Raw genomic sequence first — 12733 nt, forward strand, 5'->3', positions numbered from 1 at the left:
GGCTGGCTTTCTTCCGGAACATAGACAGATGGCGTTGGTTCGGGAGCCGGGGTTCCTTCTCCTGACGAGGCTTCCGGCGCCGGATCAGGGGAAATCTCCAGAGCTGGCGCAGAGGGCTGGCCTGCTTCCGAGGCCTCGGGGATCGTCCCGACGTTGCCCTCGGGAACCACTAATCCGGGAAGTCGCTCTGGGCTCGGTGAAACCGCAACGACATCCATCTCGGGGATGGCTGGCCGCTCGTCGACAATTACCGGTGCCGTGGTTTCCGTGGCTTCTGTTTGCTCCGCGGCATCCGGGAGCGTGGTGGGCTGATCCACGGCGCCCCCGCTTGGTTGCAAGCTGGCGTTGGGTGATGCAGCGCCAGAATTCGATCCGGCGGCGATGGCAAGGGTGGCCGCAAGGGCGAGGGCTGCCGCCGAGCCCACAGCAATGGCCAGCGTGGAATGCAAACCGATAAACCCGCTGACCTTTCCAACGACCGTCGGGCTCTTGGCGATGCTCAGCCCCGCAGCCGTCTTGCCTGAGTATGCTGTGGTGATGGTGGTAGGAATTGAGGCTGCCGTGATGGCGGCAGGCAGCCCCAGCGCGGTGATGCCGCCGAGGAAGAGCGGTGCAATGACACCCCGCATGGCCGAGTTGACCTCATCAAGCTGAAGCAGCGCGGCCGTGCACTTGGAGCATTCTGAAAGATGCTGGTCAACCTTGGCTTCGTTGCGAGGTGTGAGCTTGCCGCGGATATAGGTGCCCAGGTGCGTCGAAGTGAACTTGCAGGTCTTCTCGGGACTCTTCTGGATGTGGCATTGCAGGTAGGCCTGCCGGAGACCTTCACGGGCCCGCACGGCCAGCGCGGAAACCCCATTGGGTGCCAAGCCAAGCAGCGGCGCCACATCGGCCGGTTTCATGTCATCGACCTCGAGGTACCACAGAACCGCCTGCCACCGCTCGGGCAATGAGCGGAAAGCGTCGACGACGATGCCGGACTCAAATTGACTCATGACAGGATCGGCGTGTTCGTTTGCCTGATCAAACATCGCGAATTCGTCCGTCAGCGACAGACGCTTTTCCTTGGTGTTGTAGGCAAAAGCGAGGTTGGAAATGGCCCTGCACAAGTAGGCACGGAAGAAGACCTCGGGCCCGCCTCCGGTCCGCAGAATCGCAAAGACTTTCTCAAAGCCCTCGGCCACCAAGTCTTCAACCTCGAACGCGCTGTTTGAATGACGGTAGGCGGTCCCCTGGGCAGCACGATAATGACGGGTGTAAAGAATCTCCTGGGCACGCACATCCCCTGCGCGTACCAAGGCAATAAGATCCGCATCGTCCGGCTCTGTCAGTGATTCAACGGAGTCATGGAGCGTGTTCATGGTGTCCCCCTATCAATTACTTCTCGCGTTCACGAGTAAGTCCCCAAACAACAAAGAGCAGACACTGCACTGTTTATGATGCCAAACCCAACATTCTTCTGGGAAGAGAAGTTGCGTCACGATTTGCAGGGACAGGTGTCTCTATAGATATGAGCCACACACCCTCCCCCTTGGATAGCACTGCCCGGATCGATGCGTTGCTCACCCTGTGGCAGGAACGTTCGAGGCAGACCGGCTGGAGACGCGCCACGGATTGGCGGTGCCGCGCCGCACACGCGGTGGCAACCAGCCTGGTGCAGGGTCGATCGGCAGAGGATGCCTTGAAGAACCTCGCATCCCGACGTGCCTTTCAAGGCGTGGGAATCGTCGAATCCTTCAACGACGTCAGGTCCCTGGAGGTTGTCTGGCACGAACCGCTACCGGCACATATTTTTGACGGATTCCTTGAATCCTGGGTCGAAGCGACAAACTCGCTGAGTCGTGGATTGGCGTGCGTGGATGCTGTCACTGGGTTGTCGAGCCTCCAGCACTTTGAGCATCGTCTCCTCGAGTTGGCAGAAGACCCCGGGACCACTCACGCGCCTCCCGTGGTTGCCATTTACACCCACTCCTTCCACGACTTGGAAGACACCGCGGCCTTCATGCTTTCGGCAGACATGGGGCAGGCCTGCGATGAGCACATGCCAGGGTTCGTGGCCACCTACCAGCGAAATCAGATGACCCTGCTGCTGAATACGCATGATTCTGTCGGGGAACAGTTGGAGCAATTCGGTGATGCTCTCCACCAGATCCTTACCACGCATGGAGTCCCTGGCGACAGCTTACGGTTAGCAATACGACCCGTGCCCCGGACGGCAAACGACATCCAGCGGCTCTTTATACCTCACACCGCGGCCTCCTTGGGAGCCGCCGACCTTCTTGAACCTGTCACGCCCGGGAGGAATCCTGGCGAACACCTCATGAAGAAGAGCGGGGTTCGCTACCCGACGCTGGGGCCCACCAAACCATGGCACGAGCCCTGCGCCGGATCATTCTCACTCCCCACGGCGTCGGAGCATCGCCAATAGACGCTGGAGTCCATAGAGAAGCACACAGCAAAAAACCACGACAGCCCCGAACGTGAGCAGCGCCAACACGTATTGCGCAACGAGAGAATCCAAAACGTTCCTTTCCACAACATACGGGCATCACCATGGCGGCTGCCGCGAAGACTAAGACTGCGACTCCCCGCGATCGTGACGCGACATTGGTTATGGCCATGGCTATGGCGCGCAAGGGACCGGAAAATCAGTGGCGTGTTTTGCCGTCACGAAACCTTGTCGGAGGTCTCTCTACTGGTGGAGCGGGGCGGACCAGACCATCCCCGGGGGTTCGTCCCCCGCTCACTCGTACTGTCAGTCCCCGAATTCAGGCAGTTCGAGTCGCGTCCCTTCTTGGGGGAGTGGACGCGACCAAACCCTCATGTCGCTGGCCCCCATGACCACTGACATGAAGATGGGAACAAAGGAGGCTTCGCGAACATTCCCCTCGCGGAGCCCCCTTTGTTGTTTCCAGGATCTAGGCTCGTGCGATTTCTATGGTGGAATCGGTCCACGGTGAGTACTGGCTCGCCCACGGGAACACGTAGGTCATCAGTGCCATCACCACAAGGGCTATGAGCAGCACGGATTGGATGATGCGCAGCCACAGCGGGCCAGACAAATGACGGAAAATCCAGGCATACATTTAGCTCCCCCCGCCCACGCCGGTGGTCCTTTGAACCAGCTTGCGGATGGCCGCGGGCGCTGGCTTGGATGCAGGAGTGAATTTGGTCTGTTCAAGGTGCACGATCATGCGCATGTTCGTGGTGAACGGCGGGTGGCATGTGGTGAGTGTGAGCAGCTTCTGGGTGGGTTCGGCACTGGCATCTCCCGGTACCGGGAATACGACGTCCCCTTGCGATGGGTACACAATCTTGGTGCTCCTGTAGGTGTAGGTGAAGATGCCCTGGGCGGTCTGGAGGTAGGCCTTGTCGCCCGGAATGAGTTTGTCCATGTCCCAGAACACCTGTCCGTGGGTTTGCCGGTGTCCGGCCAAGCCGACGTTGCCTTTCTGGCCGGGCATCTGCGTATCCGGGTAGCGGCCGACGCCGATGGTGTCGAGGACATCGAGCCCCACGCCTTCGGCAATGGGCTTGGCATATTCTTCCCCGAAGCGCGGGATGTAGAGGATGCCCCACACCTCCCCCTCGAGGGGATTCGTCGGTGTGGCTCCCTGGTTCCAGTCCTGGGCGAGCTGCGTGAGCGCAGTGTCCTGCACCCTGGCCGCCTCGAGGTTGGTCCACCACAACTGCCAGGCGACAAACAACAGGACAACCACACCGAGCGTCAGCAGGATCTCGGCAAAGCCACCCACCAGGATCGAGAAGGTTCCGCGGCGGGCACCTTTGCCGCGGGCAGTTTTAGACGACATCAGCGCTTTCCTTGACCTTGGTTACTGGTTTACGCTTGGTCCTCGCGTCCACGAACCCCTGGCGGACCAGGTACCAGCCGACCAACCCGGTCGCAGCGGTGCCGGTCACGATCCACCACGGGAAACCGGGGATGGTGGGCTTCTGGCCCTGGGCTTCAAGGACCTCCGGCGGGGTCGGAGTAACGCGTTCGGCGGTGACCACGATGCGTTGGGTGTTGATACCCAACGGCGTGCAAGTGATCAAGGAAACCAGATCCCGTGTGGGGTCCGCCCGGAGGGTCTCGGTGTCTTCCGGGTCGATGACCTTGGTTTCGGTGACCGCATAGCTGAGGATCTCGCCAAAGACCTCCACGTTCACCAGGTCCCCCACCTTCACGCGGTCGAGATTGGTGAACATCGTCGCGTTGGCCAGGCCGCGGTGGGCCGTAATGACCGAACGAGTGCCTTTCCCGCCGACCGGGAGGTGGGATCCTTCCAGGTGGCCGGCTCCCTTGTCCAGCACCGCGTTGCTGGTTCCGTGGTAGATCGGAAGGTCCACCTCGATGCCCGGAATCTGGATCCGGCCCATCATGCCCTCGCTGTTGGCCCGCAGGATCTTTGAATAGTCCAGTTCGCTGCGGCTGGAGCTGCCGTTGCCTGTGGGAACGTTCGCGTTCTTGTCCAGATTGACCCCGGCGGTGAGGGCCTTGTTGTATGCGTGGGCCATTTTTCGCTGGTCCACGATCGAGGGCGTGACCTGGTCCAGTTGCTCCTCGTAGGTGCTGATCACCTTGGATTGGTTGTATGAGGAAAACCATGCCGCGGTCGATGGGTAGAGGCCGGCCACCGTTCCGGCGAGCCCCAGGATGACGATGGCCACGGTGAGCACGCTGGGCTTCCAGAGGCGGTGGTTGGCACGGTGCTTGGTTTTCTTCACGAACGATCTTTCTGCTGAATCATCGGTTTAAAGGCTCAAAGGCTGTCGGTGGGTCTGGGCATCATCCTGATGTTCAGACCCACCGACAGCCTCAAACAATCGCACGAGAGGTGCATGTAGTTATCTCTTCAGCACACCAGAAAAAAATCTACGTGCTGAGTGCCTAAGAACGAGCGTGGACCTCGGATCTCGCGGACAGTCCGTTCCCCATGAGATCAGGAAACGTCCTGGCCGCGAGATTCGAAGCCTATGAACCCTGGCTTCAGATTTTCTGTGTCTTCCGGCGCTGCCACAGCAATCCTGCCGCGGCGAGGAATCCACCCAAACCGCCGACAACCCAGAACCCGAGTGAGCCTACGCCACCGGTCAACGGCAGGACGGGAACATCTATGAGATCGTTCACAATTCCTTCGCCAAGCTCATACGCCCCCGAAACCTGAACATAGTGGGGTGTCGGGTCAAGCTTGTATCCTGCCGGGGCCTTGGTCTCAGTGAGTCGGTACCAGCTGTTTTCTAGGCCCTTGACCTTGAAGCGACCTGCTTGTGGGTTGATATCGACTCCCGTGCAGGCGGTGGCCTGATCAGCAACACAGTCAGTGACTGAGATAGCAGTTGCTCCTGCGACCGGGGCTGCGCCGTTGCCGGTGACCTGGATCAGGTTCCATTCAGAGCCACTTAAGAAGGTAGTTGCCGAGTAGGCGCTGATTTTCTCCCAGGCAAGGCTGGAGGACATCTTGACTCCTGCCGGATCACAAGACTTGGCAGGGCCCTCGGAGACTTTTTCAGGGTATACACAGGCAGTGTTCACCAGTATGGTTCCTTCGACGGCTCCCTCGGTGATCACCATGTCATATTCGATAGTGGCTTTCTCGTTGACTTTGAGCGTCTTGATCTTCAACCCCACATCGGTGTTGCCTTCCAAAGTAACGTCGCTGGTGAGCTTGCCTTCTGCAAAGAGCTGTCCGAGGTTGACCTTGGTATCGGTCACGGGCAAGTTCTTCAGGTCACTGTTTCCGGTGTTTTCTACGACCAGGCGGTACCGGGCGGTGTCTCCCACACTGTAGCGGGGGTAGTCGGTGGCCGTTTGGGCATCATGCCAGTCACCTGCACTGTCACGCACATACTTTTTCAGCACGAACGCGGGCTTGCGCTCGATCGTGAACGGGTCTGAGCTACGCATCCGCAGCTGGGTATCAGAAGCTCGCCCGACGGCAGTGTTGACGAAGGTGTCCCCTCCTTTGCTGCCGCTGGTGACGATTCGAACAGTGAAGTCCTGAGTTTTGCCATATGCCAGGCTTGGGCCGATAACGCGAATCGCTGTCGCATTCGCATTGTAAGTTGTGCTCCAACCCACGGTGTTGCCGGTGATTGTCGCAAAACCGCCGTTCGAGGGATCCTTGGGGTCTTCCTTCAGTGTGGCCGGCGCCGCCGTTGTGTAGTAGACGGTTGCCCCGGCAGCGGCTTGCACGGCTTGCTTGAGCTTGTAGCTGCCACTAAACGCTGTCCCGCGCTGATCCCCGATGTACGGAAGGATATCCACAGTGTCGGTTTTAGCTGAGGTCACTGGATCAACTGAGGTCAACCGGATGGTCCAACCATCCTCGGCAACACCATTGACCGCAGTCGCAACGGGGGTGGTGGCTGTCTTCAGCAGGGTGGTGTAACCGACTTTCGGCACCACGAGCGAGGCCGAAGCTTTCACTGTCTGGCCCTGACTTGTGGACTGGACGTTATTGGTAAATGTTGTTGCCGGGGCTGCCGTTTCGGGCACCGTAGCCTGGAAGGTCAGCACGTCCATCGGGTTTTTGTTGACGACAACATTGTCAATTGTCCAGGTGAGCGTCTGTCCGGCCGCAACAGTACCGGTGATCACCGGGGCAAGGGTGGCGCTTCCGGGGACATAAGCCATACCGGCCGGCAACTTATCCACGATGACAACCTGGCTAGGAACTGCACTGCTCAGTGGCGCTTTGAGTCCGTAACCGATGCGGTAATCAACCACAGCCCCGGGGCCGGCTTCCTTCTGTCCCACCTCTTTGGTCACCACCGGGGTTGATCCGATGGTGCGCAAAACATCACGACCAACGGCCGCATACGGGTACCTAGAGTTGGGGGTCTTTACCCCCCAAGAAGGAACGTCTGAGGCGTTCATTGAACGTTCTTCGTCATACCAAGTGCTACCCCATTTGTCGGAAGTCCATGTCCAAATGTCCTGGCCAACGGCAACCGTGTCCTTGATCTTCTGGTCGATAAAGAGGTAATCACCGTCGCCGACTTGAGGCGCGAGTGCCGCTGTATAGTCGACGCGTACGGCCTTGACCGTGGACAGATTCGTAGGTTTGGTTGATGTCCAGCCATTGGCGGACGTTGTGGCTGATCCGCACCCGGTCCAAGCATTGGGATTGTAGTTGGCGTGGGCTGGGTTGAGGTTGTTGTTGGTTCCGGTGCCTGTTTGGTACCAATAGGTGACACCCGTGAGTTCAACTCCGGAATCATAGTTGGCCAATTTTGCGGTTTCGAATGTCACATATTTGGTATCCAGCACCGTGCAAATGGCATTAGTGGCGTACCGACCCGTTATACCGCTAAAGGACCTCACCGTGGACCCTGCTGTTGCACGGTAGGTGTCAGCCCAGTACTGGCCCTCATAGGGTGTATTGAATACATCCCAGCCTCCCGTCCAGACACCACGCAAAACAGTTGTGCCATTTTTATTGTTGGCAGCAGCATCCGTGGAGGTTTGCGCGGGAGTACCGGAGGTGGCATAGCTGGGCGTGGACGCCGTGTAACTAATACTAGTTGAGCCGACATAAGTGAATTCAACCGCGAACAGTCCGGAAGCGATGACGTCCATGCCAGCGGGGAGGGGATTACCCTCGGTGTCTTGTGTCGGGAACGGGCCCGTGTAATTCAGGTTCGACAACGTTAGCCGGAACTTGTTTGCTCCCAGAGAGGTCAGTGCGCACGTGGGATAGTTTGCAGTTTTTTCTGCAGGGTTCCCGCTGGCTGAATACGGGTACCCGTAGTTGTGAGTGTCAAGAGGGGAACATCCGGTTCCCGAAATGGCTAGGGTTTCCCCTCCTCCCGCGGTGAAGGTGAGGTCATATTGAACGCTTGAGGGGCCGGCAGCGGAGTCCGTTGAATGGCTCAACGACCAAGGGAAGGCCAAAACTTCTTTGGCCGTATTACTGGCCAAGGCCTTCTTCGTTACACTTCCGCTGTCAAATTTCGCATCCATGACGAACGGGTTCGCGATCGGAATCTTGGGAAGCTCTACCGTCTTGCTCAAGAAGGCGCCGGTGACCGTTACCAGATCACCGGTTTTCCCCTTGGGCACCAAGCCGGTGAAGCTCACTTGCGCGGTGCCCTGGTTGCGGGTGCCGATGTTACACACAAGTGTCTTTTTATCGGCTGACAGTGTAGAGACAGGTGTTACGTCCTTGGCTAGGCACACCTCCGGGATGCCGGTGAAGGTGGCGTTCTGTGCAGTAAACGTCACCACGTTGTTATCCACCGGGTCGTTGGATGGTGCCGGGGCATCGTCGTTGATGTCAAAACGCCAGACGGCCGAGAGCGCGTCACTGCCGGACTTCACCGTGGCTGGTGGGTTCTCCCACGAGCCCATGAATTCATAGGCGACGGTGTCGGCCTGGGCAATCGGAGGCTGTCCCAGACTTCCGAAGGCAAGTGCGCCTACCATCGTCATCCCGAGCAAACCACGGACCATGGCCCGACGCATTCTGCGCTGTCTACCTAAGAGGCTTCTTATAGTTGTATTCAATCTTGTCAACCTCGTTTCCTGTCTCTCTTGAAGAAGATCTAGCCGCTCGCGGCTGCTAGCCGCTTACTCCGTGACTTTGCATCCGCAAATCCACGGTTTATGAAATAGGCCAGGGTCAGCCCGAACCCCGTGAGCGCCAAGACAATCCACCAGGGAAATCCCGGAATCGTTGGAACTTCACCGGCTGCCTGAATATCAGCAATCGGCGTCGGCTTGATGCGTTCACCCGTGACGAGAATCCTGTGCGTATTGATACCCAGTGGGGTGCTGGTGACCAGGGTCACCAGGTCTTCCCCGGGAACAGCGCTCAGTGTGACCGTGTCTTCTGGCCCGATGACCTTGGTGCTGTGTACTCGGTAGGCAAGCACCTCACCGAAGACCTCCATGGTGAAGGTGTCATCGACCTTGACTTTGTTTAGATTGCTGAACATTGTCGCGTTGGCCAGACCCCGGTGGGCTGTAATGACCGAGCGTTTTCCTTTGCCACCAATGGGCAGGTGCGAGCCTTCCACGTGGCCAGCTCCACGTTGGAGCAACGCGTCGCTGGTGCCGTGGTAAATCGGCAAATCAAGATGCACGCTGGAAATCTTGATCCGGCCGATCATTCCATCTGAACCGGATGAAAGGATGTGTTCATACTCGAGGTCCGGGTTGCTTGATGCACCGATACCGATGGGCATGTTCCCGCTTTTCTCCAGTACGACACCGGCATTCAGCGCATCGTTGTACTGCTTTGCCTTGGCCATCTGATGGGAAACGCTCGGTTTCACGTGATCGAGCCGAGATTCATAACCACTGATGATTTTGGATTGGTTGTAGGAAGAAACCCATGAAGCGGCCATCGGATAGAGTCCTGAGGCCAGGCAACCTAGAGCCATCACCGCAATCACTACGGTGAGCATTCCAGGGCGCCAGGATCGGCGCAGGTGTCGACGTCGGGCATATCTCATGGGCTCACGCGAAACAACATGTTCTTCCACCAAGATAGAACCGGCATCAAAAAGGCCATCCAGATCAGGGGATTCCTTAGCCCCATCACGGGTTGGGGAACTTTCTGTGCGTCTACGCCGCATTCGCTTGCACCTTACTCAAACCAGGGAAGATGAATGTGAGAAAGTCCGGCCATGAGTTTTCTGGACCCATGGCCGGACTCAATCAGTGACTACTACTGCTGCACGGTGGAGCGGCGACGGTTGACCATGATCAACACGACCGCGAACAGTACAGCGGCAGAACCAATGCTGACCAGCATGATCTGGCCGGCAGCACCGGTCAGCGGCAGCTCGGGAACTTCCTGCTGCGTGTTCACGATCTCGACGTTGTCAGAAACCGTGGTCTGGCCGATCTTCACGGCAACCGGGGTTGCCGAGTCAGCGGGCAGCACGTAACCGGCCGGAGCCGCAACTTCAACGAGCACGTAGCAGCGCTGCAGGGCGTCCTTGACCGGGTTTTCGCTATCGCTGACGAACAGGCCGGCGATGGAGATGACGCCGGTTCCGGCGGAGGTGAACTGGGTTGCACCGTTCACGGAGATGGCGGAGCCGGTCTTGACGGCATCATCACAGGTGGCAGCGTACGGAGCCACAGCGTTGTAAACCTCGAACACGGCGCCGTTCAAAAGGCCCTCGGTGCCGGTGGTGCCTGCGGCACGCTTCTGGACTTCCAAAGCGCCCCAGTTGGTCTTGACTTCGTTGGAAGGAACCGGAGGCTTCCCGCCCGGGCCGCCGGTCGGGTCAAGATTCGGGTTGTTGACCCACAAGTCGGCGGTGTTCGGGATGGCGCCGTTGCCGAGGGTCACGACCTTGCCCTGGAAGACAACCTCGATCTTCTTGCCGGCCTGGGAGTTCTTCGGGGTGTTCAACCAGGCAACGCCCGCGTCGGTGAACTTGACGATGACCTTCTGGCCGTCGGTGGAGACGGTGTAGTAGGACGGATCCAGTGCAACGCCGTCAAGGGTGACCGAGGCAACGCCGGTACCTTCAACGGCCAGGCGGGCATCGAGCGTATCGGAGATGGCAAAGCCGGTCCACTCATCGGCCATGGTGGGAACCGGTGCGGTGACCGGGAACTTCACCACGGAACCGAGGCCGGTGTCCTGCTGCTCTTCGATGGTCTTGGTGATTTCGCCCTTGCCGTTCTTCGGGTAGGTGTGTACGTCGTACACCCATCCGTTTTCGTGCGGCAACGGCACGGTGACGATGAACGGCAAAGCGCGGTCGACGATGTCGGCCGGAGCGTCGGTTTCGCAGACCTGGTAGGCGCCGAGATCCAGCGGGATCGAGGCAATGCCGCTGGCATTGGTCGGTCCAATGGTGATGCCGGTACCAAGGCCGTATCCGGCCGGAGCGGTACAACCGGCGCCCGGGGTAAGGTCCTTCAGGCCGGTCCAGCTGGAGGCAACGCCCAGGTTAACCGGGGCGCCGTCCTTCAACAGCGGGTAGGCGGTGAAGGTCACGCCGGCCACCGGGTCGGTGAAGTCACCATCGGCAGGAGCCTGGCTCGGGTCGCCCACGACGTCGCCGGTCTGGTGAAGGTACTTGTGGACGGTCAACGAACCGTCACGGTCGGTGTCGATGTTGCCGTAATCGGCCGGGGCTGCGAACGCAGCCGGAGTCGCTCCGATAAGCGCGACCGCGCCGATGGCAGTAGCCCCCAAGGCAGCGCCCAATCGCTGCACTATTTTTTTGCTCACCTGGTATCTCTCTTTCACTCATGAGTGTGTGCGCAGGATTCATCACCCACGCAAGGTGGAAAGGTCGCACCCGGGATCACAAGTTCCGGCTTGAATCAACCAGTGCGGGGACTCCCGTGAAAACCTTTCACCGTACGAGAGTCGCCTCACGGTGGGCCATGACGCCAAAAGTTTAAAATGTGACCGGGGTCACATTTTTCATGTTGCCGACAAATCGAATCGCCAGAAGACGACCCCTTCCCTTTGGCTGGTCTTCATGCCCAGAGTTCCGGCACCCCCGGCAATCCCGACGTTTCCTGCCGCGTGTGGTAAAAAATCGTTTTCCGGTTTCGCGTCACGCTTCGACATCCCCGGGCTCTAAGGATGTGACAGGCCGGCAGGGCTTTCCCCTATGCCGATGTTGGCCTGCATGCATATCCCGAACCCGAGAGGGGATATGCATGCGGCATCCACCTACGTGGATCCGTGAAGTACCCGTGCGATCGACGCCTCTCTCCAACTCATCCGATTGCACAACCCTAGAAGGGCTCCGCGCCTCCCCCTCGCGGAGCCCTTCGTCCAACCCGGACGCGGAACAAGCCACCGGCAAAGACCAGCGGCGGCCAGTCCGGGCAGGGCGTGGAGTTGGCTTGGTCCGGTTCGGTTTACTGGAAGATTCGCGACGAGGCCAGCCACGCGAAACCCTTTCGCCTTTCCCCACACGACCAAGAGGCCTTCGAGGTGATAACGCGACAAAAAACCATCGGAACGGCGCTGACACAAGCACCCCCAGGCGAAGTGCGACCGGCCATCGGCCCGCAGGCGGCCCCGCCCCAGCAAGGAGGTGCTCGGGAGCTGGCGTGGCGCAGATCTTCTTCGGCGCCATCATGCGCGAATGAATCAACGGACCAACCCCACCGCTCGGCGACCGAGCTCCGGCAAGCATTGGAGCACCACATGAAAAAATCAAAAAATCAACATTATGGGCACCGATGCTTGCGGCTTACGGAAGTCCGGCAATGAGTCGGCTGAACACGATTCACCAGGACGCTATCCATGGGGTTGCAAAGTGAATCCATGAACGGTTCGACCTCATATTCTGGGCAATTATTCGAGAATTGCGATTCGGGCCGAACTCAGCGATAGTATTCATCAAGAATCGAGATATTATGACTCTCGTCACAATCGCTCGATACGTCAAGAAAGGCAAAAATTTCCATGAGCACCCCCACTCTTCGAACCGACCGTGCAAGCTTGCAGGCGGCCGACAAAAACGACAGCTTGGCTCGTTTCCGCGAGCGCTTCTCGCTGCCTGAGGGGTTGATCTACCTTGACGGCAATTCGCTGGGCCCGCTCCCGCTGGGCGCTGCCGAGCGTGCAGCCGATGTCATCAACAACGAATGGGCTCACGGGCTGATCCGCTCGTGGAACACCGCCGGCTGGTTCGAACTGCCGACTCGCTTGGGTGACAAGCTTTCGAAACTGATTGGCGGCAACGACGGCGAAACCGTCGTCACCGACACCACGAGCCTGAACCTCTTCAAGGCGCTCGC

Annotated in this window: 8 protein-coding genes and 1 pseudogene; 1 reads left to right on the plus strand and 8 read right to left on the minus strand. The window is 59.0% G+C overall.

Features of this window, described 5'->3' with window-relative positions; genetic code table 11:
- The 8 genes from ACIQLF_RS20350 to ACIQLF_RS20385 all read right to left on the minus strand — a co-directional run.
- Positions 1-1361 (minus strand): sigma-70 family RNA polymerase sigma factor (locus tag ACIQLF_RS20350; protein ID WP_400302605.1); only part of this gene is annotated, 1361 nt, incomplete at its 3' end.
- A gap of 416 nt (positions 1362-1777) precedes the next feature.
- Positions 1778-2146, minus strand: a complete 369-nt coding sequence (locus ACIQLF_RS20355) for a hypothetical protein (RefSeq protein WP_400302608.1) — start codon at positions 2144-2146, stop codon at positions 1778-1780.
- A 772-nt stretch (positions 2147-2918) separates the two neighbouring features.
- On the minus strand, positions 2919-3086 hold the full coding sequence (locus tag ACIQLF_RS20360) for a hypothetical protein (RefSeq protein WP_400302611.1): 168 nt from the start codon (positions 3084-3086) through the stop codon (positions 2919-2921).
- Complete coding sequence (locus tag ACIQLF_RS20365) at positions 3087-3812, minus strand: class E sortase (protein WP_400302614.1); 726 nt, start codon at positions 3810-3812, stop codon at positions 3087-3089.
- The gene (locus ACIQLF_RS20370; RefSeq protein WP_400302617.1) at positions 3802-4728 is read right to left on the minus strand and encodes a class C sortase; all 927 of its coding nucleotides are present in this window, start codon (positions 4726-4728) and stop codon (positions 3802-3804) included. The genes ACIQLF_RS20365 and ACIQLF_RS20370 overlap by 11 nt, the downstream gene beginning before the upstream one ends.
- A 262-nt stretch (positions 4729-4990) precedes the next feature.
- Positions 4991-8467 carry a SpaA isopeptide-forming pilin-related protein gene (locus ACIQLF_RS20375; protein ID WP_400302620.1) on the minus strand — a complete coding sequence of 1159 codons (3477 nt, stop codon included), beginning with the start codon at positions 8465-8467 and terminating at the stop codon, positions 4991-4993.
- An 80-nt stretch (positions 8468-8547) separates the two neighbouring features.
- Positions 8548-9411 (minus strand): class C sortase, encoded by an 864-nt coding sequence (locus ACIQLF_RS20380; RefSeq protein WP_400302622.1) that lies wholly within the window; start codon positions 9409-9411, stop codon positions 8548-8550.
- A 263-nt stretch (positions 9412-9674) separates the two neighbouring features.
- Entirely contained in the window at positions 9675-11201 is a 1527-nt protein-coding gene (locus ACIQLF_RS20385) for a SpaH/EbpB family LPXTG-anchored major pilin (protein WP_400302625.1), read from the minus strand.
- A 1197-nt stretch (positions 11202-12398) separates the two neighbouring features.
- Here ACIQLF_RS20385 and ACIQLF_RS20390 point away from each other — a divergent pair.
- Positions 12399-12733: pseudogene (locus tag ACIQLF_RS20390) on the plus strand (kynureninase); the annotation flags it as partial.

It is taken from the genome of Paeniglutamicibacter sp. NPDC091659, assembly GCF_044756805.1.
Lineage (GTDB): Bacteria > Actinomycetota > Actinomycetes > Actinomycetales > Micrococcaceae > Paeniglutamicibacter.

Coding starts and splice junctions, on each gene's coding strand:
- ACIQLF_RS20375 (WP_400302620.1), bottom strand. CDS start 8,467: ATGCGTCGGGCCATGGTCCGTGGTTTGCTCGGGATGACGATGGTAGGC.
- ACIQLF_RS20380 (WP_400302622.1), bottom strand. CDS start 9,411: ATGCTCACCGTAGTGATTGCGGTGATGGCTCTAGGTTGCCTGGCCTCA.
- ACIQLF_RS20365 (WP_400302614.1), bottom strand. CDS start 3,812: ATGTCGTCTAAAACTGCCCGCGGCAAAGGTGCCCGCCGCGGAACCTTC.
- ACIQLF_RS20360 (WP_400302611.1), bottom strand. CDS start 3,086: ATGTATGCCTGGATTTTCCGTCATTTGTCTGGCCCGCTGTGGCTGCGC.